Raw genomic sequence first — 20,688 nt, 5'->3', positions numbered from 1 at the left:
TCAAATAAAAAAGACTGCCCGAAAGCAGCCTTTTTAAACAACGAAAGACAGATACTTAAATCGACCAGTCTTGGATTTCCCATGCCTGCTCTTTAGCCAATGCTTCTAGGCGATCATCTGGATTGACGGCAATGGCATGGTCAGCATATTCAAGTAAAAAGCGATCATTGATGGAGTCTGAATACGCCCAAGACTCGCTGACATCACGCCCTGCAAGCCATTGATCTAAACGCGTCAATTTGCCTTTTTGGTAGCACGGCGTGTTGATCACTTTGCCCGTGTATTTACCCTCAACCACTTCAGCATTGGTCGCAATAATTTCACTAATCCCAAATTCACGAAAAATCGGTGCCGTTATAAAATCAGAGGTTGCGGTAATGCCAACCAAAGCATGTCCAGCATCGCGGTGTTTTTCAATGGCTGCAAAACCTTCAGGACGCATTTGCGGGCGAATCACTTTGTGCATGAACAGTTCATGCAGTTCAGTCAGGTAGGCATTGTCATGTTGAGTCAAAAATTCAAACACAAATTCATTATAAGCAATCGGGTCGAGCTGCCCTGCTTTGTAGTCTTCATAAAATTTATCGTTCATGGCGCGATGACGAACTGGGTCGACCAAGCCTTCATTCACCAAAAACTCTCCCCAAGAATGATCTGAATCGGTGTTTAACAAGGTGTGATCGAGATCAAATAGCGCCAATTTCATGAAAATACTCGTAAAAACTGAAATTTAAGAAAAAATTTGTAAATCTATCTCCGCTAGTCGATAGAAATTCGTTAAGATCATAGCAATTTTAACATTTTTAAACTTTGCTTTTTTCGAGTTGGATACAGAAATAAAAATCCCCGATCGCAAAGTCATAAATTACACAATATTTAGGTAGCCAAATGATCGATTCGGAAGGTTTCCGACCCAATGTCGGGATCATTTTGGCAAACGAGTTTGGACAAGTTTTATGGGCAAAACGCATTGGACACAATGCTTGGCAATTTCCACAAGGAGGTATCCAATATGGAGAAACCCCTGAACAGGCACTTTATCGTGAGCTGAGAGAAGAAGTTGGCTTACTGCCCGAACACGTCCAAATTGTAGCGCAAACTAAAGGTTGGCTGCGTTATCGTTTGCCGCACCGATACATTCGTACAGATTCCGATCCCGTATGTATTGGACAAAAACAAAAGTGGTTTTTACTCAAACTCACTGCTCCCGCTCAGAACATTCGTTTGAATTTGTCTGATCCGCCTGAGTTTGACCAATGGCAGTGGGTCAGTTATTGGTACCCGCTGGGGCAAGTTGTGAATTTTAAACGCGATGTATACCGCAAAGCGATGGTGGAGCTGTGCAATCAGCTCCCTCAAAAAAAGCCTTAAAAAATCTAGACGTCCTACAGATTTTTTAAGGATCTCTTGTTATAAATAAGTTGGACGCACATTATTTTTGGAGTAGACGCGATGTCGAATATGCAACTGGATACCCTTCGACGCATTGTACAAGAAATCAATGCGTCCACCAGTTTGCATGAATCACTCGACATTATGGTCAACCATGTGGCGGAAGCCATGCATGTTGATGTTTGCTCCATCTATTTACTCGACGAACGCAATCAACGTTATTTGTTGATGGCATCGAAAGGTTTGAACCCTGATTCGGTCGGCCATGTTTCACTGCATACCAGTGAAGGCTTGGTTGGTTTGGTGGGTCAGCGTGAAGAAATCGTTAACCTTGACAATGCACCGAAACATGAACGTTTTATGTACTTACCTGAAACAGGTGAGGAAATTTATAACTCGTTCCTCGGTGTACCCGTCATGTACCGCCGTAAAGTCATGGGCGTGCTCGTGGTGCAAAACAAAGAGTCGCAAGACTTTAGTGAAGCTGCGGAATCATTCCTCGTCACGCTCTGTGCTCAGCTTTCAGGGGTCATTGCGCATGCGCATGCGGTGGGCAATATCGATGTATTTCGTAAACCCAGCAATCTACCTGCCTACAAAACCTTCCAAGGTGTCCCAGGTTCAGGTGGAATTGCATTAGGGCGTGCCGTCATTCTCTATCCCCCTGCGGATTTGGCGGCTGTCCCTGACCGTGAAGCCGATGACATCAGTGAAGAATTAGAGCTGCTGGATCGTGCCCTCACCTCAGTGCGTGATGAAATCAAATCACTTGATGACAAAATGCAAGATGCCCTCATGGCGGAAGAGCGCGCCCTGTTTAGCGTGTTCTTACGCATGTTGGATGAAAATGCGCTACCAGCGGAAATTAAAGAACAAATTCGTGATGGGAACTGGGCACAAGGTGCGGTGCGTATCGTCATCGATAATCACATCGATCTGTTTGAACAGATGGAAGATGACTATCTCCGTGAACGTGCCGCGGACTTAAAAGATCTCGGGCGACGGATTTTGGCCTATTTGCAAGAAGCCGACTCCAGCCACCGTGAACTTACCGATGAAAGTATTCTGATTGGAGAAGAAATCTCAACCGCAGCCTTGGTTGAACTGCCAGTCGATAAAATTGCAGCCATCGTAACTACCGAAGGCGCCATGAACTCACATATGGTGATTGTAGCGCGCGCACTCGGTATTCCAACCGTTGTTGGTGTCACTGAACTGCCAATTAATACCCTCGATGATGTGGAAATGATAGTCGATGCGCACCAAGGGCGTGTGTTCATTAATCCACCTCGCCGTTTACGTAGTCGCTATAAAGAAATTCAAAAAGAAGAAGAACTGATTGCCAAAGATTTAAAACAGTATGAAACTAAAGATGCCATCACCCCTGATGGTGTCGCAGTCAAACTGTTCGTCAATACTGGCTTGATGATTGATGTGGTCCGTGGTGTACAACGCGGTGCCAAAGGTGTTGGTCTATATCGCTCTGAAATTCCGTTCATGCTGCGTGATCGCTTCCCGGGTGAAGAAGAACAGCGTGCGATTTATCGTCAACAGTTGAGCCACTTCGCCAACAAACCTGTGGTGATGCGTACCCTCGATATCGGTGCAGATAAGGACTTGCCTTATTTTTCAATTGAGGAAGAAAACTCCGCATTGGGCTGGCGCGGCATTCGCTTTACGCTCGACCACCCTGAAATTTTTTCTTCACAAATTCGTGCCATGCTCAAAGCCAGTATTGGTCTCAACAACCTACATATTCTACTGCCGATGGTAACCAGTGTCAGCGAAGTAGAAGAAGCGTTGTATTTACTGGAGCGTGACTGGGTCGCGGTACAAGAAGAAGAACAGGTCAAAATCACCAAACCGAAAATCGGGATCATGGTCGAAGTACCAAGTGTCTTATTGCAGATTGAAGAGTTTGCCGAGTTGGTTGACTTTTTCTCGGTGGGTTCAAACGACTTGACACAATACTTACTGGCCGTTGACCGTAATAATCCACGGGTTGCCAATGTCTATTCACATTTCCACCCTGCGGTTTTACGTGCACTCACCCGCTTAGTCAAAGAGTGTCATAAGTACAACAAACCAGTCAGTATTTGTGGGGAAATGGCGGGCGATCCTTTGTCTGCGATCTTACTGATGGCGATGGGCTTCAATACCCTATCAATGAGCTCAAGTAACATTCTGCGTGTACGCAAAGCCATTTGTCATGTCCCAATGCCAGATGCGGTCGAATTGTTAGAGCGTGCCTTGAAAATGAGTAATCCACTCATTGTGAAAAGTCAGATGGAATATTATTTTAAAACCCATGGTTTGGCCGATATGGTCAAATCCGCAACACGTATTGTGACGGCTTAAAGGTCTTTAAACCCAAAGAACGGACATTAAAAAAGGGAGATAATCATCTGAATATCTCCCTTTTTTGTGCTTGTCATAGCCTCGTTTTGCATTTTTCTTTCGGTCTACAAAGACTTGGCTTTGGTTGACTTCATGCATATGTTTAGCCACGAAGTTGTGAATCACAACTTTTGGCTCAGCTTTCTTCTTTGCCATTTTTTTCACCTTATTGATGTGATCATCTCGCTGATGATGCAGTAGAAATTTTACGCCTTTTTGAACGTATTACAAGCGATTTTGGCTAGGCCTATGTCCCCCAACTCATGCGCTATTTTTCAATTCAGTTTCAGGTCAAAGCAATGCTTTATTTTGCACTGCCTTTGATCCATATGCTTAAAATATCGCTTAGACATAAAACTGTTCTAACAATAAAATCATCGCAATCAACATCATCAATGCCCCTGACACTCGACTGACCACCCTAGCAGCCTGTGGGCGTGTGCCCAAAACTTTTTGCGCACTAAATCCAACCAAGAAATAAACAGCCGCGCAACTCATGAGGTGAATCCCCGCCAATAAAACAATTTGAGAGGTGGGCGACAAAGCCGCTTGCGGGTCGATAAAGGGCGGCAATAAAGCCAAAAATAACAGCAGGACTTTCGGGTTTAAGCCACTCAAGTAAACGCCTCGAATGTACCATGATTTTGAAGATGCGATGGCAACCTGATCACTGCTAATACTCGCAGGACGCATCGACAGACTCAGCCCCATCCACAGCAAATAAACAGCGCCAATACCGGTCAGCACTTGAAGCAATACGGGCTGACTGGTTACCAATGTGCCCACACCCGCCGCAACAATGAGTGCCGCCATCAAATGGCCAGTTAATAAACCTGTCACCGCAGGCAAGACTCTTTTACCCTGTATCCCCGACGAAATGGCATAGGCCCAATCTATACCGGGTGTCATCACAAACAGGATGGAAACTCCCCAAAATGCAATCAAAATATTCAGCGACATCCCTTTCCTCTCTTATCCATCATCGTTTTTGAGCTTTGACCCAGGCAAAAATGATCTGCATCAAATAATTTTGAAAGGATATCCTTTAGGCTCTAAAATGTGCTTTCAAATATTTGTGCAATAACGCCTAAAAAGGGGAAATTCTTCCACATGGATAAAATTGATAAGAAGATTCTTGCTGAGCTGCAAGCCGATGGTCGTTTATCTGTTACGGAGTTGGCGCATAAGGTAGGGCTTAGCCTCTCTCCCTGTCACCGCAGAGTCAAAGCCTTAGAAGATTCAGGTATTATCAAAGGCTATCGCGCACAGTTGGATATTTCCCAACTCGGCTTGAATTTCTCCACCATTGTTTTCGTGACGCTCAAAAATGGCGATAAAGATTCGGTGCAGAGTCTTGAAGAAGCGATTCTAAAAGTTCCTCAAATTGTGAAAGCGCAGCGACTTTTTGGTGACCCCGACTACTTGCTGCATGTCGTGACCTACGACTTGGAAAGTTATCAAAAACTCTATGATGAGCACTTGTCAGCACTGCCGAATGTACAACGTCTCATCTCCACCATGGTAATGAAAAATATTATTTCCAATCGTAGCGTCTTGTTCTAACAAGACTATGCTCTAGGGTCAGCTAAATACCTGTAATTGATCTATCTTTTTCTGAATGGCCTCGCGATTTCAAGAAAATCTGTCCTGCTCGGTGCTAAAAAGTCCTTGTTAATGAATGATGTTCAGCAAAATCGAGAAGCCTCGTTTCAATAAAAAGAAAGTGGCTAGAACATATTCTAAATTGAAGCGTGAATCATATTATTTCTCACCATTTTTTTGTTTGCTTCCCTTGATAAAAGCGCTAGATTAAATCTTAATCACATACAAAATAAGAGCATCATCATGCCACTCGAAAAAGACAAAGATGCAACCATTGTGGTCAAAGATACGCCTGACCAAGAAAAGTATGAGTTTCTAAAAGAAAAAATTCGTTATAAGCAGGCCTTGCGCGAAAACTCCAAAAAAATTGACCACCAAAAAGTCCGATTAAACATCCAAGCGGATGCACTGCCAAGCAAAACCTTTTTTATTATGAATGCCTTGGCTGCTGTCATAGCAGGCTATGGACTACTGTCCAACTCGGCTGCGGTAGTGATTGGCGCGATGTTGGTTGCCATGATGCTGGGGCCGATTTCAGGCATTGCCTTGGCTTTAATTGATAACCGATGGCTGCTGTTTAAAACCGCGTTGTCGACCTTGTTACTTGGCGTTGCAATGATTTATAGCATTGGGATCATTTTAGGGCTGGTGAACTATGACCTGCCTATGACCAATGAAATTTTATCTCGCACGCAGCCAACCATTTTGGATTTGATGATTGCTTTAGCAGGAGGTGCCGCAGGTGCTTTTGCCTCAGTATCCCCTCGCCTATCTGTGGCCGTAGTGGGCGTCGCCGTTGCGACAGCCTTAGTTCCACCCTTGGTGGCCAGCGGGATTTTATTTGCACATATGGAATGGAAAAACTCAGCCAATGCGTTTTTACTGGCAGTGACCAACATCTTCGCCATTCAGATTAGCTCATCTTTAGTCCTTTGGATTGCAGGCTTTAGACGGGGTTCGACCGAAGAAGTGCAGAGTAGTGTCAAAGAATTTCTCAAACGTAATGCTGTTAGCCTAATGTTCTTGGCACTTTTAGGGATTTATCTCTCCTTTAACTTTTATTCTATGCTCCATGCTCGCCTGTATGAGAGCGGCAATGAAAATATCATCAGTACGGCGTTAAATCACGATAATAATATTATTGATACCATCCAATACGATAAAAGAGATGATTTCACTTTAGTCCGTGTCTCTATCCGTGGAGATATTCCGCCTAGCCCAGCGCAAATTGCAGCACTCAATCAAAAGCTATTGCCAGACTTGAACGATAACCCAAGCATTGTTCAAGTCCGCTTTATTCCGATTGATATTATTCAGGCTGAAGACAGCCCCAACATCAAACTCGAACAAGATGAAGCACAAAAGCTTTCCGTACAATAAAGAGCTTTAAGCTACAAATGCTCTATGCAGTAGTCGTTCTACGTCGGGTTGTTTCATCTCAAGCATCCCGACAACCCGACCATGAAATGGACTATAACGGCTTTGAATAAAGCCATCAGCCACATAGTCTGGTGCATGCCGTTTCAGCAGGACTGCTTGTGCCAAAATCACTAAACGGCTGACCAAACTGCGCCCCATAAATTGTAGTTCTTCAGGTGTCTGTTGGAACAACTGAAATAGATTTTGCAGCTCTTGTTTCAACTGTTCATCTTGCATAGCCGTGGTAGCCAAATCTTGAAACAGGATTTCAATCGACTCTACATCACGGCTGATAGCACGCAGCACATCCAAACACATGACATTGCCTGAGCCTTCCCAAATGGTATTGACTGGGGCTTCTTTGAAAATACGCGCCATGATGCCGTTGTCGACATAGCCATTGCCGCCAAAAACCTCCATCATTTCCCCTGTCAGCTCAACCGCACGTTTGCATATCCAGAACTTCGACGCTGGGGTCATAATACGTTTCCACGCCACAGACAGCGCATCATCCGTTTCATAGCAGTGTGCCAAGTGGAAACTGAGTTGCATTGCCGCTTCCGTTTCTAAGACTAAATCTGCCAGTAGGGCGCGCATCAGTGGTTGTTCAACCAGAAGCTTACCAAAGGCTTTACGCTGACGGGTATAGGCAATGCATTGCACCAAGGCTTGTCTGAGCATGGCAGTACTGCCCACTGAGCAGGTTAAACGGGTGTAATTCGCCATTTCTATAATGGTGGGAATACCGCGCCCAGCGTCCCCAATCATAATACCCCACGCCTCTTTAAATTCGACTTCCGAGCTGGAGTTACTACGATTGCCCACTTTTTCTTTTAACCGTTGAATATGGATCGGATTCTTGGTTCCATCCTCTAGCCAGCGCGGCACAAAGAAACACGCCAAACCATCTTGTTCCGTCTTTGCCACCACCAAATGTGCATCACACATCGGTGCAGAAAAAAACCATTTGTGTCCTGTGAGTAAATAAGCTTGTCCGCGCCCCGACTCTGCGATTGGTACAGCCATGGTTTCATTGGCACGCACATCTGAACCACCTTGCTTTTCGGTCATGCCCATGCCCAGCCAAATCGATTTTTTTTGACTGATCGGCACATCACGTTCATCATATTCGGTTGAAAGTAACTTATCGCCGATTTTGGCCCACAGTTCAGGTTCGCGTTGAATCAGTGGAATACTGCCTAAGGTCATCGAATTTGGACATAAGTTTCCGCATTCCACTTGCCCTGCCAAATAAAAACGCGCTGCCCACTCGACCCATTTTGAGGATGAATTGGGATGATTAAACGGATGTGCATGAGTATCGAACTGACGATTTAACCCCATCCATTTATGCCATGCAGGATGAAACTCGATAAAGTCTTTACGGCGTCCGCGCGCATCGAAGGCGTGTAAAATAGGCGTATGCCTATTGGCGAGCTCAGCATAGTCATAATATTCCGCTGAACCAACAACTTCCCCCATCGCTGTGAGTCTTGCCTGATCCAGACTGCCATAACGAGTGAGAATTTCTTGTAAAACGGTATCAGTTTCAAACAGGTTGTAATTTTCTAGTTCATCAAACTGATTACTAATTTGATGGGTCATCCATGCCGTATTCATATCATTTTGCTCTTGTTATGCTGTGCTTTTCATTTCAGTATAGAGAAAAATTGAGTCTGCCATGTTCAGCTTTGTGCTATGAAGAATCCCGAGATCCAAGTCCGCCGCAGGCCGCGCCAATCGCGAGCCAAACTCACCCAAGAAGCTTTGCAAGAAAGTTTTGTTCGGCTTTTGCATGAGCGCCATGCACACGAAATTACCATTCGGGAAATTACCGATGTCGCGGGTGTCGGTTTGGGTACCTTTTATGAGTACTTTTCAAAGAAGGAAGATTTGGTTGCATTGACCATTCATCAGCATGTGAAAACTAATGCGGAGCAGCTAAAAAGTTATGCACAAAGGCTGATGGAGTTATCCACAAAATTAACTTTTGAGGACTATTTACAGCAAATTATTCACTTTCAGCTTGAGCAGATTCAGGCTCGACAGTTTCTTTGGGCACAGACTTTTTTGCTGGAACGGCAGATTTCAAATATTGAAAGTTACCGTAAAAGCTATGCCATGATGGTACAAATGTGGCGCAGCATTTTAGAGCCGTCTATACAAGATGATGAACAGCTCAAGCATATGGCTTTAAATATGCAACGAGTGTGTTATGGCTTTGTGTCGCAGACTTTGCTGGTTGAGCCTGAGTTTGAGGAGTGGAAGGAACTTGAAAAGGATATTGTTCAAAGTTTAGGAAAACTTAAGTTTGAATAAAAATAGGCGTTCTATTCATTTTTGCGCTTACATTTAAGTTTTAAATAGTTGATATATATAACAATATTAAAATTAGGATCGTGTAAGCCCTATAATCTAAAATGGAATCAATATTTCAGGGTATTCCTTGGAATTTTGTATCATTTAATTCTTATGGTTTAATAACAATATCGTTAAAAAATTATAAAAAATAAATGAAAGCATTAATCACAGTAGGTTGTAAAACAGATCATGGTGAAATCATTGTTTTAGGTGACTCATCTTTTTTAGTCGAAGGTAAGGCAGTACATCTTGATGGTATGACTCATTTTTGTCCTAAATGTAAAGTTCAATCACGTGCAATAGCTTCTAATCAAGGTTTTATGATCGTGGGTGGAAAAAGCATTGTTGCTGTTGGTGATACCTCTAGTTGTGGATCAAAATATTTAAAAATTTCTGATTTAGCTGTGATGAGTAGTGGGGCTAGTAGTCCAAAAATTGTATCTAATAATACTAATAGTTTTGTAGCTGAACCTAATTTTAAATACGGACAAAAATTTGTACTACAGGATGAGTTAACAGGAGAACCTTTAGCTAATGTATGTTATGAAATATACATGAATGGTGAAACTTTCCACGGTAAAACGGATAAAGAAGGGTTTACTCATTTTATTACTAGTGAAACAGAAGAAGAACTAGAAATAAGAATAATTTTAGAGGATCATGAACATGGCGAATAGAGTAACAGGCAGAGGAAATCCTAAAAATACTGTTTTAAAGAGTATAACTTCTAAATTACAAAAAATAGATGCAGAGATGAAAAATCAAGCTGCTACTATTATTAAAGTCGGAAGTAAAAGACAGTTAACTTCTGGTGAAATAGCTATGTCTCGCCTGATTTTTAAAGATGCAATTGATTACTCTAAGGTCTGGATACATTTAGGTGGCTTAATACATACAAAAACAGGTAATGCCATGACGCCTGCTGGGGAAATCTATTTACCGAAAGATGATTACTTAAAAACACCTGACTATAGCAAAGCTACAGGTGAAAACCGTCATTGGTTTATTCATGAAATGGTACATGTTTGGCAATATCAAATGGGGACATCAACTGGTTGGCTTGGGATAAAACAATTATGTAAAGGAGGATATACTTCGGAGGTCAATTCTGTTGACTCGGACAATGAGTTAGAAGCCTATGACACGGACTTAGGAGGTCGAGATTTAAATAAAAAATTTCAAGATTTTAACTTTGAACAACAAGGTAGAATTATTGAGTTTTGGTTTGATGCTTGTTATTTACAAAAAGTTAATCCCAAACGGGATCATCATCAAAAAAGTTTACAATTATTAGGCTATGTTGAGAAAATATTAAGAGATTTTTTACTTAACCCCTCAAATAAAAATTTATTACCGAAATCGTGATTATGAAAAAAATAATATATAGTTTTGTAGCAATGGTGCTTATAGGTTGTAATCAGCAGAGTCGAGATCTTAATACAAAAATTATTAATGATAATTTATGTCTTTTCACGAATGAATCTAAAGATTATGGAAAAGATAATTTTCTAGTTCATTTTGCAAAAATTGACTTTTCTAAAGAATATCAAAGTGAATATGAAAAATCTTACTCAAAAACAGACTTACCTATTAGTGAAAAAAATTGTATAGCTATCCCATTAGATAAGTTAGAAAAAAATTTAGCTTATACAATTACTTTAAGCACTATTAATAAGTCATTTAACTCTCAAATTTGTATTTTAGAAAATAACAGCGGTATTAGTATTAAACAGGTAGAGGCTGGAAAAAGCACATGTGAATAACTCCTATCGCATTAATCCACTTTAAAATTAACATAATTCACGCCATACAAAATTTAATAATATCAATATATTGCAATCTAAAAAACCGTCCTAAAGGACGGTTTTTTATTTCAATTAAACTACTTGACGTCAAAACGGTCAGCATTCATTACTTTCACCCAAGCTGCAACAAAGTCTTTTACAAACTTCTCTTTGTTGTCATCTTGCGCATACACTTCTGCATATGAACGTAAAATCGAGTTTGAACCAAACACTAAATCTACACGTGTCGCCGTCCATTTGGTTGCCCCTGTCGCACGGTCTACAATTTCATAACGGTTTTTACCCACGGGTTTCCAGTTATATTTCATATCCGTTAAGTTCACAAAGAAGTCATTGCTGAGTACACCCACACGAGCCGTCAACATGCCTTCTGGTGTACCTGCATAGTTTGTGCCGAGTACACGCATACCACCAACCAACACCGTCATTTCAGGCGCAGTTAAACCGAGTAATTGTGCACGGTCTAACAACATTTCTTCAGGCTGTACGCTGTAATCTTCTTTGACCCAATTACGGAAACCATCATGTTTCGGGAGTAAATCTTCAAAAGAATAGACATCTGTTTGCTCTTGAGTCGCATCGCCTCGGCCTGCAAGGAACGGAACTTTGATATTCACACCCGCAGCATGCGCCGCTTTTTCAACAGCTGCCGTACCGCCCAATACAATCAAGTCTGCAATGCTGACTTTTTTCGCCAGACTCGCCTGAATTTCTTCAAGCTTCGCCAAAACTTTGGCTAAACGCTCAGGCTCATTGCCCACCCAGTCTTTTTGTGGTGCAAGACGGATACGTGCACCATTGGCACCACCACGGTAGTCTGAACTACGGAAAGTCCGCGCACTATCCCAAGCAGTATTAATCAATTCAACCGAAGTTAAACCGCTATTTAGCAACTTCGCTTTTAAGTCTTCAATTTCAGCTTCAGACAAAACATAATCGACCGATGGAATTGGGTCTTGCCAGATCAGATCATCATTCGGCACATCTGCGCCTAAGTAGCGGGATTTTGGTCCCATGTCACGGTGAGTGAGCTTGTACCAAGCACGCGCAAACACTTCAGACAAGTAAGCTGGATCTGCATAAAAACGCTCTGAAATTTTACGGTATTCAGGGTCCATTTTGAGTGCCATATCGGCATCAGTCATCATTGGGTTACGGCGAACGTTGGGGTTATGCGCATCAACAGGTTTGTCTTCCTCTTTGATGTTAATCGGTTCCCATTGTTTCGCACCCGCAGGACTGGTGGTTTTTTCCCATTCATAAGTGAACAGCAGATAGAAAAACTCGTTATCCCATTTGGTCGGGTGTGTGGTCCAGGCCCCTTCTAAACCACTGACCATGGTGTTCGCACCATTGCCTGTACCTTCAGAGTTATGCCAACCGAGACCTTGAAACTCCACGTCTGCGCCTTCGACATCTGCCCCTAAGTTTTCAGCTTTACCATTCCCGTGCGCTTTACCTACGGTGTGACCACCCGCAGTGAGTGCTACGGTTTCTTCATCATCCATGCCCATACGGTCAAAAGTGACACGCATGTCTTGTGCGGTACGAAGTGGATCTTGGACGCCATCAACCCCTTCTGGATTGACGTAGATTAAACCCATTTGTACCGCTGCTAATGGATTTTCAAGCGATTTACGTTCTTGGTCATTGGCATAGCGGTTTGCCGTTGGTGCTAACCATTGACGCTCTTCGCCCCAATAAATGTCTTTTTCGGGTGCCCAAATATCTAGACGACCACCACCGAAACCAAAGGTTTTCAGACCTGCTTCTTCATAAGCTACGGTCCCTGCAAGAACGATTAAATCGCCCCATGAAATTTTGTTGCCATATTTACGTTTGACTGGCCAAAGTAGGCGACGGCCTTTATCGGTGTTGACGTTATCAGGCCAACTGTTGAGGGGTGCAAAGCGTTGGTTCCCTGTGTTTGCACCGCCACGTCCATCTTGTTTACGGTAAGAACCCGCCAAGTGCCATGCGGTACGTACAAACATCCCAATGTAGCTGCCGTAATCAGATGGCCACCATTCTTGGCTGCTGTTGATAAGTTCACGAAGATCTTGTTTCACCGCTTCTAAATCCAATGATTTGAATGCGGCTGCATAGTCAAAATCAGGATCCATCGGGTTGGTTTTTTTATCGTGTTGCGACAAGATGTCGAGATTGAGCGCATTGGGCCACCAATCAGAATTATTGGTGCTGGCTAAACTCGTTTGTCCACCATCTTTTTGGTGAAATGGACAACCTGATGCTTGCATATTCTGTGTCATGTCGAGCTCCAAATTTGATCATCAAATTATGATTATCATGAACCGTTTAAAGTAATTATTACTGTTCTAACATAGCCCCTTTTGATGACAATCTAAAGCGAGTTTTACGAATAAAAACAATCGGATTATTCTATGTAAATATTTAAGAAAGAAAGAATTTTAGCTTTTCAATAAGATAAGATCCGACGAAAAAATAGCAGCAAGGAAAGCTTTTGATGCGAGGTTGATGGGCATTTTCAATTGAGCTTATCGATCAAAACTCAGACAAGCCTTACTAGCAATGAGCGCGGCTCAGATTGAGCCAAAATTAAACAAAAAAAGAGGCATACTTTCGGTTTTTAGATTTTTTTTGAAAGATATTTTGGTGATGTCCTTATGGTCTCGGTGATGACTGTTTTGCCAGCCATCACCTGATCTTATACTTAAAGCGTTCATTACACGCTTAAACGTCGACCTTCTCTTAAACAGACAAACGGATTCATCAGCTTTGAGCTATTTTTCATCGCCACTTTTAAGTCAATTTCAGGTTGTTCACGACTTTCATCGGTCAGCTGAAAGGTGCGATAGTGAATGGCCATCGAGCATTTGGCATGCAGGTCTTTATGCGCTTGAAAGGCATCTTGCGGATTCATATGCATATAGCGCATCAGCTCACGCGGTTCATACGCCCCGATGGGCAGTAATGCAATTCGCGGTGCACCAAAACGTTGATGCAGCTCTTTAAAGTGCGGTGAATAACCTGTATCTCCCGCAAAATAAGCATAGTCAGCGCCACAGTGAATATTAAACCCACCCCATAACGCACGGTTTTGATCGCGCAGCCCACGGCCAGAACCATGCTGTGCTGGGGTATAGACCAGTTTTAAATCATGCAGACGCGCCGACTGCCACCAATCCATTTCCAATACTTGTAAGTGCTTGGGTAAATACCATCCATTGCCTAGCCCTGTGTAAATTGGCATGGCGAAACGCTCATACAACCAGTTCAGACTGGCAATATCCATATGGTCGTAGTGGTTATGGCTCAAAAGCACGGCATGGATGGTCGGTAAATCTTCCAAGGCAATGCCAGCAGGCATAACACGGCGTGGACCTCGCCCTTGCTTCGGACTGACATGTTCAGCCCACACAGGATCGGTCAATAAGTTATAGGGCCCAATTTGGAGTAATACCGTGGCATGACCCACAAACCAAACCTGCCAATCATTTAAATCGGCATGAGGCCGATCTTGTGGCAGGCTTTTTTTATCGGCATGAAAGTGCGCATACTCTTGTGCCAAATCCACATTCCATGTCGAGGATTTACGCTTAATCAACCATTTCAGCAAGTCACCTCGGCTACGGCCCTCAGGTCGACGAACCGAATTGACAAAGCGAGTCCCGTTATAATGGTCGGAGTGTAGAAACTGAAATTCGGGCTGCCGCCATGTATGGGACATGGTATTTTCAGTCGGAATTTGATAATGGAGTTCAGTTGATTTTGGCTTCATTTAACGTCGTTATCTTTATTGCAATACACCAGTAACAGGACCAGTTTTGAAAACTGACCTCTACCTTAACCTATTCCAAGCGTCCTTGCATTCGCTCTAACCACACTTTTTTTGATTGCGGCTTCACAAAGAGTGCCACAATCTCTGGATGATTTTGTTTAATTTTTGCTTCAATGCGATTGACGCATGCTTCTATCTCATCGGTAGTGAGGTGATCTTCAAATTCTACACTCAACGAGGCCAAAACCTGTTTGGCGCCCATTTGCTCGGTCAGTAAGCCGTTGGCCGACAGTACACCTTCATCGTCTTGGGCAATTTTTAAGATATTTTGCCGTACATGCAGGTCTGCGGTTTCCCCAAGCAGCAAACCTTTGGTTTCTCGAGCCAGTAGAAAAGCAGATACCGCCAAAACCAGCCCAATCAGGATGGATGCCACCCCATCCAGTGCAGGCATATTTAAACGATGTGCCAAATAAATACCGAGAAAGGCAATCAATAGACCAATTAATGCAGCGGAATCTTCAAACAAAACGGTAAACGTGGTGGGGTCTTTACTGCGTCGAAAGGCCTCAAAATAACCTTGCTGACCTTTCGCCTTACGAAACACTTTCAGGGCAACACACCATGAAGTCCCCTCACTGACAAATGCAAAGCCAAGCACAACATAATTGATGGTCGGATTTAAAATCGGTTCAGGGTGCAAAATGTGCATGATCCCATTATACATAGACACCAGTGCCCCTAAGGCAAAGACCATGAGAGATACAATGAAGGCCCAAAAATACAGCTCTCGTCCGTAGCCAAAAGGATGATTAAAATTGGCAGGTTTATTTGACTTCTTCAGTCCATATAACAGTAAAATTTCGTTTAAGGTATCCACAACAGAGTGAATGGCTTCACTCAACATGGCAGAGCTGTTGGTCAAATAAGCCGCAATAAACTTTACCAGCGCAATGGCTAAATTACCCAACAGCGCGGCATAGACCACCAGTTTATTTGAATCTGCCATATCGATTTTTAGCCCATATGTTCAATTAAATTATATTTATGTTTTTATCATATCCAATTTCAGCAAAACGCAATTGTATTTTTATGTAGTTCACCTCTCCTGATTTTCAGGTGATTGGTATGAACTATTTTTAGTATTTAATTAATACCTTTTAGCAATTATTAAACCGGTTATTTCATATACGAAAGTCTCAAAAATCAACCCAAGATCATTTATTTTCTAAATAATTGAATCATCTTCACGTCATCATTGTTTATCGATTATACTTTACCGCAGTCATGGTAAGACATTTTTTGGATTAGTCAGTGGGTTATTTATATGGAACTTAGACACCTTCGCTATTTCATTACTGTTGCTGAAGAACTGAACTTTAGTAAAGCAGCACTGAAACTTTATACCGCTCAACCTTCATTAAGTCAGCAAATCAAAGACCTTGAGGAAGATGTCGGTGTGCAGTTATTGTATCGAACCAAGCGAAAAGTTGAACTCACGGAAGAAGGCGCTGTTTTCCTTGAACAAGCACGTCTCACCTTGGCTCAGGCAGACAAAGCGGTCACTATGGCACGCCAAGTGTCACAGGCCAAACAGCAGATGCTCCGCATTGGTTTTGTCCCTGTGGCGGAAATGAAAATCTTTCCTTATGTACTGCCCAATTTACGAGTACAAAACCCAGAGTTAAAAATTGAGTTGTTCAGTATGAACAATACTGAGCAACTACGTTTGCTAAAAAAAGGGGAGTTGGACATTAGCTTTACACGAAATAATGTCCATAGTGATGAAATTGAAAGCCAGTTTGTACTGCGTGAACCACTCATTTTCCTGTTGCCGACAGATCATCCTTTGGCCAAATATGAGCGAATCCCTGTTGAAGCATTAAATGGCATTGATTTTATTATTCCCGCAGCCGAGCAGTCACAGACTTTACACCAGACCATTTTAGAATTTGCCAAAGCCCACAATATTGAATTTAACATTGTGCAAAAAGCTGACAACATCCTATTCAATATCAACGCGATTGGCTTGGGGCTCGGCTGTACAATTTTACCCGGTTACATTGCGCCACTTAGCATGAACAACACTGTAATTCGTCCACTTGAGGTTGAGCTGCCGTATTTGGATCTGTATGTGAACTACCGTAAAAATAACAGCTCACTGGCAGTGACTAAATTTTTAGAATTACTGACTCGGGTATTTTATTTGGATATTAACCGCGAATAAATCCGCAGTGAGTCCTAATTATTCATCCCATTCGGCGCGCCACTGTTTTCTGAATAAATAGCTACGCGCCTTTCTCATAGAACTATACGCTGTAAGACAAGCGTATTTTCACCCTTTTGTTTTTCAGCGATGTCGATGACATCTCGCTTTTTCATTTGTATTCTTTTTAAGCTAGGATAGGCTAAGAAAAACAGGCTTTTGTCAGGTTCCCTACAACTGAAGTCCAAATACAAACTGATGCTGAGGTAGAAAATACAACTTTAGCTGCACGAAAAAAAAATAAAATGAAGAAGGAGAAAATTATGCCGATGCCCACTTTGCAGCGTTTAAAAACAGCAATGAAATTTCGCCCCTTCTTTTTCATTAGTTTTTTGCTAACTGCTGTTTTTTATACGCTGCTGAATACATTTACCGACTGGTCTTGGTCGACCAATTTATTGATCAGTTGGAATATTGCCGTCTCAAGTTATTTAATCAAAACCATGACCACCCTGTGGTCTGTTGACCATCGGCACATTCTGCAACATGCACAGCAGCAAGATGCCAGTAAATGGATCATTCTACTGTTAGTCATCCTGACTTTGCTCATGTGCTTAATTGCGATTGTATTGGAATTGACTCATCTTCCGAATGACCCAACCATCAAATATGGGCACTTAGCGCTGTCCTTACTCACCATTATTAGCGCATGGTTCTTTATGCATACCGTATTTGCCATTCATTATGCGCATGACTATTATCTGGCTCTCGCAGACCAACAAGATGCAGGCTTAGACTTTCCCAAAACGGCTCAACCGACCTATCCCGACTTTTTATATTTTAGTTATGTGATTGGCACTTCTGCACAAACCGCGGATGTTTCCATTACCTCACGTTCGATGCGTATTCTCAATATTCTGCACATTATTTTAGCTTATGGTTTTAATACCTCTATTCTCGCTATTAGCATCAATGTTGCGGCAGGTTTTATCACGCTCTAAGTACCCTGTTTTTCATTTTTTTGTCATCCGCTCAAATGACAACCATCCAATATAAAGACGATGATTGAAGTCCTTTCGACGAAACCTCACAAAAAAAGCTCCCAATGAAAGAGCTTTTTCAAATCAGAAATCCAACAATTCAATCAACCGTTCATTCGCCTTAAAACATACTAAAGACAAAAGATTTGAAGATGATCGACCTAAAACTGGCAGGCTCACTCAGACCATCTTCCACAGGCTATATATTTAGACGACTCAAGTTAAATCACTTGTTTAAGGTCAACATATTGCAATAAATGCTGCTGCAAGCTCGACACATCATCCGCGATGGCCAAAGGCTGATATTGTCTGAGCGTTTCAGGTGTATGCACCCCATAGCTCACCCCGATTCTCGGCATGGCAATATTACGCGCCATTTCTAGGTCATAACTGGTATCACCGACCATAATCGCGCGTTCAGCAGACACACCCGTTTCAGCTAAAATTTCTTCCAACATCAAAGGATGCGGTTTGGACTTGGTTTCACTTGCAGCACGTGTTGTCACAAATAGTGCTTGGCTCTGTGTTTGTACCAATACTCGATCTAAGCCTTTACGACTTTTACCTGTCGCCACTGCCAACTGTAAACCCGCTTCACGTAAGCCATTCAACATATCGGCTACGCCGTCGAACCAAATATCGCCTTTCGAGTTCGCCACATAATGCTCGGCATAGCATTGCAGAATCTCTGTATGTAGCTCAGGCACTTGAGGAAATAATCGCTGCGCGACTTCTGGCAAACCTAAACCAATAATACTTTTTGCTGCATCAGCAGTTAAAGGTTGTTCAAATTGCTGCGCAGCAAACAATAAACTCGCCACAATCTGCCCCACTGAATCAAATAAAGTCCCATCCCAATCAAAGATAATCAGTTCTACAGGTTCGTGCATGTTTTTCTCTTTGTTTAATCCAGTCTAAATATTTAACTCAAAATGAAAGTTTGATACGCGAAAATGTCATCCGCAATTGTTCGAGGCAAAACAATTTTGAATAAATAAAGTTTTTGCAATCTATCAATCAAAAGTTGCTACTAAACGAGTTTTACGGATGGCAATGGTTTTGCCTACTTTTGCCCAAACAAAAGTAGGTCGAACCGAAGGTTAAATCCAAACATGTATACCCAAATGAATAGATTTCTCATTTCGCTCAGAATACATTTTCAAGTTTAGACTTAATCCTTCTTCTGCGCTCTTAACTGCGCCACAATACTCTGCATATCTTCAGGCAAAGGCGCTTCAATCGGCGCATAACCTGGGATGTCTAAACGCATTGCATGTAGACATAAACGACGCGGTTTCGGTCCTTTATATTCTGTTTCATGACCATATTTATCATCACCGACCAGTGGATGACCAATGCTTAAACCATGCACACGAATTTGATGGGTACGCCCTGAAAGTGGCGATGCATAAACTAAGGTTGCATGCATAAAACGTTCAGCCACATTCCACTGCGTTTTAGACTCTTTACCTTCACTTGACACACGCACACGACGTTCACCATTCGCCAGTTCATAACGGTGCAAAGGCGCATCAATTAACTGCTTGTCTAAACTCACCACACCTTTGACTACAGCAGCGTAAGTTTTCTTAATTTTGTGTTCACGCAACATGTCTTGTAAGCTTTTTAACACACTACGCTTTTTAGAAATCATCACCAAACCTGAGGTATCACGGTCAATACGATGAATCAGTTCTAAATATTTTTTACCTGTTGCCGCACGTAATCCTTCAATCAGACCATAAGCCACACCACTGCCGCCATGTACGGCAATGCCAAATGGCTTATTGACGACCATCAAGCCCTCATCTTCATACACCACACGGCTGAGTAAACTCTGTGCTACTTTGTCAGAAACAGGTGCCGCATTTTCATCTTTTTGTTCATAGCGAATCGGAGCCACACGAATCTGATCACCAATAGACAACTTAGTTTCTGCTTTTATACGCTTTTTATTCACGCGAACCTGACCTTCACGAATCAGGCGATAAATACGACTTTTAGGCACACCTTTTAAACGGCTAAATAAAAAGTTATCAATCCGTTGCCCTGCTTGATGCTCGTCCACTTCAAACCACGTCACGTTTTGCCATTGTTGGGTAGAATTCATACAGTTACTGCGACCTAAAAAATACGGAATTTGAATAAAAAATGACCATTTAGGCTATGCTTTACACAAGAAAGACTAGCTTAGCCCATAGGCAGATGGTACAAGGTTTGATATAGTCAGCGCACGGATACCACCATAAGTGAGTCAAAAGCTTAATCATTTCAATTTTAAATTGAATAGTTAAGAAAATAACTCAACTCAGCTTGGAACGGTCCCAAAAGAATTATGCCGACGCCGAAGGCTTATTATATCGGCAAAACAGCAAACTGTTAGGTTTAATTGTGCATCTGCACATAAATCAGTTTGCCCCAAAAAAATATGTGACCAACGAAGGTTGGTTTTTAAACGTAAACTGATATACATCAGATTAGTCGCTCCCTGATGTCGTATTCAGGCCACAGCGTTGATGCATATGGATCTGTTCAGTTGTAAAGGTACGATGATAATTCCGTATCAAGACACCCTATCCAAAAAGAAGGGTTGCTCTTCGAGCAAATGTGACAGTGAAAGTTACTTACATCCAATGCACCGCTTGTCCGCCAGTGAAACGCGCAGGAGACTTTAATCGTTTAAAGATTGAAGCCGTATTGCCATCA

At 42.3% G+C, this 20,688-nt stretch carries 19 protein-coding genes; 10 read left to right on the top strand and 9 right to left on the bottom strand.

Translation table 11 applies throughout. From position 1 onward, the window contains the following. Positions 1 to 55: 55 nt before the first annotated feature. Positions 56 to 706, bottom strand: a complete 651-nt coding sequence (locus F946_RS03435) for an HAD family hydrolase (protein WP_004692545.1) — start codon at positions 704 to 706, stop codon at positions 56 to 58. 182 nt (positions 707 to 888) lie between these two features. Here F946_RS03435 and F946_RS03430 point away from each other — a divergent pair, with 182 nt between their 5' ends. Continuing rightward, positions 889 to 1,371 (top strand): RNA pyrophosphohydrolase, encoded by a 483-nt coding sequence (locus F946_RS03430; protein WP_004692547.1) that lies wholly within the window; start codon positions 889 to 891, stop codon positions 1,369 to 1,371. 81 nt (positions 1,372 to 1,452) lie between these two features. Continuing rightward, a complete protein-coding gene (gene ptsP / locus F946_RS03425) occupies positions 1,453 to 3,750 on the top strand; it encodes a phosphoenolpyruvate--protein phosphotransferase (RefSeq protein WP_004978924.1) in 2,298 nt (765 codons plus the stop codon). A gap of 6 nt (positions 3,751 to 3,756) precedes the next feature. Here the strand turns inward: ptsP and F946_RS03420 are convergent, their stop codons facing one another. Together F946_RS03420 and F946_RS03415 are read right to left on the bottom strand one after the other, a co-directional pair. Beyond that, positions 3,757 to 3,945 (bottom strand): DUF7230 family protein, encoded by a 189-nt coding sequence (locus tag F946_RS03420; protein ID WP_004978921.1) that lies wholly within the window; start codon positions 3,943 to 3,945, stop codon positions 3,757 to 3,759. A 189-nt stretch (positions 3,946 to 4,134) separates the two neighbouring features. Continuing rightward, positions 4,135 to 4,749, bottom strand: coding sequence for a LysE family translocator (locus F946_RS03415; RefSeq protein WP_004978919.1), 615 nt, complete (start codon positions 4,747 to 4,749; stop codon positions 4,135 to 4,137). A 150-nt stretch (positions 4,750 to 4,899) separates the two neighbouring features. Here F946_RS03415 and F946_RS03410 point away from each other — a divergent pair, with 150 nt between their 5' ends. Both F946_RS03410 and F946_RS03405 read left to right on the top strand, forming a co-directional pair. Next, positions 4,900 to 5,352 (top strand): Lrp/AsnC family transcriptional regulator, encoded by a 453-nt coding sequence (locus tag F946_RS03410; RefSeq protein ID WP_004978918.1) that lies wholly within the window; start codon positions 4,900 to 4,902, stop codon positions 5,350 to 5,352. 282 nt (positions 5,353 to 5,634) lie between these two features. Further along, a complete protein-coding gene (locus F946_RS03405) occupies positions 5,635 to 6,771 on the top strand; it encodes a DUF389 domain-containing protein (RefSeq protein ID WP_004978915.1) in 1,137 nt (378 codons plus the stop codon). Positions 6,772 to 6,777: 6 nt separating this feature from the next. Here the strand turns inward: F946_RS03405 and F946_RS03400 are convergent, their stop codons facing one another. After that, positions 6,778 to 8,430 carry an acyl-CoA dehydrogenase family protein gene (locus F946_RS03400; RefSeq protein ID WP_004978910.1) on the bottom strand — a complete coding sequence of 551 codons (1,653 nt, stop codon included), beginning with the start codon at positions 8,428 to 8,430 and terminating at the stop codon, positions 6,778 to 6,780. Between the two features lie 78 nt (positions 8,431 to 8,508). On the opposite strand from F946_RS03400, the gene F946_RS03395 reads away from it, so the two are divergent. The 4 genes from F946_RS03395 (at position 8,509) to F946_RS03380 (ending at position 10,934) form a co-directional block, all read left to right on the top strand. Then, the gene (locus F946_RS03395; protein ID WP_004978908.1) at positions 8,509 to 9,129 is read left to right on the top strand and encodes a TetR/AcrR family transcriptional regulator; all 621 of its coding nucleotides are present in this window, start codon (positions 8,509 to 8,511) and stop codon (positions 9,127 to 9,129) included. Positions 9,130 to 9,323: 194 nt separating this feature from the next. Beyond that, positions 9,324 to 9,848, top strand: a complete 525-nt coding sequence (locus tag F946_RS03390; protein ID WP_004978906.1) for a PAAR domain-containing protein — start codon at positions 9,324 to 9,326, stop codon at positions 9,846 to 9,848. After that, a complete protein-coding gene (locus tag F946_RS03385; protein ID WP_004692561.1) occupies positions 9,838 to 10,536 on the top strand; it encodes a hypothetical protein in 699 nt (232 codons plus the stop codon). The genes F946_RS03390 and F946_RS03385 overlap by 11 nt, the downstream gene beginning before the upstream one ends. Then, positions 10,533 to 10,934 carry an NF045616 family extracytoplasmic (lipo)protein gene (locus F946_RS03380; RefSeq protein ID WP_335343051.1) on the top strand — a complete coding sequence of 134 codons (402 nt, stop codon included), beginning with the start codon at positions 10,533 to 10,535 and terminating at the stop codon, positions 10,932 to 10,934. The genes F946_RS03385 and F946_RS03380 overlap by 4 nt, the downstream gene beginning before the upstream one ends. Positions 10,935 to 11,053: 119 nt before the next feature. On the opposite strand, the gene katG is transcribed toward F946_RS03380, so the two are convergent. The 3 genes from katG to F946_RS03365 form a co-directional block, all read right to left on the bottom strand. Continuing rightward, entirely contained in the window at positions 11,054 to 13,246 is a 2,193-nt protein-coding gene (gene katG, locus F946_RS03375) for a catalase/peroxidase HPI (protein ID WP_004978903.1), read from the bottom strand. A 434-nt stretch (positions 13,247 to 13,680) separates the two neighbouring features. Continuing rightward, positions 13,681 to 14,736 carry an MBL fold metallo-hydrolase gene (locus F946_RS03370; RefSeq protein WP_004978902.1) on the bottom strand — a complete coding sequence of 352 codons (1,056 nt, stop codon included), beginning with the start codon at positions 14,734 to 14,736 and terminating at the stop codon, positions 13,681 to 13,683. Positions 14,737 to 14,806: 70 nt separating this feature from the next. After that, positions 14,807 to 15,745: a cation diffusion facilitator family transporter gene (locus tag F946_RS03365; RefSeq protein ID WP_004978899.1), complete on the bottom strand. Its 939-nt coding sequence runs from the start codon at positions 15,743 to 15,745 to the stop codon at positions 14,807 to 14,809. Between the two features lie 318 nt (positions 15,746 to 16,063). Here F946_RS03365 and hcaR point away from each other — a divergent pair, with 318 nt between their 5' ends. Together hcaR and F946_RS03355 are read left to right on the top strand one after the other, a co-directional pair. Further along, on the top strand, positions 16,064 to 16,963 hold the full coding sequence (gene hcaR / locus F946_RS03360) for a DNA-binding transcriptional regulator HcaR (protein WP_004978898.1): 900 nt from the start codon (positions 16,064 to 16,066) through the stop codon (positions 16,961 to 16,963). A gap of 302 nt (positions 16,964 to 17,265) precedes the next feature. Next, positions 17,266 to 17,943 carry a DUF1345 domain-containing protein gene (locus F946_RS03355; protein ID WP_004978896.1) on the top strand — a complete coding sequence of 226 codons (678 nt, stop codon included), beginning with the start codon at positions 17,266 to 17,268 and terminating at the stop codon, positions 17,941 to 17,943. Between the two features lie 260 nt (positions 17,944 to 18,203). Here the strand turns inward: F946_RS03355 and F946_RS03350 are convergent, their stop codons facing one another. Continuing rightward, positions 18,204 to 18,872 (bottom strand): HAD-IA family hydrolase, encoded by a 669-nt coding sequence (locus tag F946_RS03350; RefSeq protein ID WP_004978894.1) that lies wholly within the window; start codon positions 18,870 to 18,872, stop codon positions 18,204 to 18,206. Positions 18,873 to 19,153: 281 nt separating this feature from the next. Next, on the bottom strand, positions 19,154 to 20,092 hold the full coding sequence (locus F946_RS03345) for an RluA family pseudouridine synthase (protein ID WP_004978892.1): 939 nt from the start codon (positions 20,090 to 20,092) through the stop codon (positions 19,154 to 19,156). Between the last annotated feature and the right edge of the window lie 596 nt (positions 20,093 to 20,688).

The sequence above is a fragment of the Acinetobacter johnsonii ANC 3681 genome (genome assembly GCF_000368805.1).
Classification (GTDB): Bacteria; Pseudomonadota; Gammaproteobacteria; order Pseudomonadales; family Moraxellaceae; genus Acinetobacter; species Acinetobacter johnsonii.
Note: the sequence above shows the minus strand (reverse complement) of the source record. Positions and strands in the feature narration are given on the sequence as shown.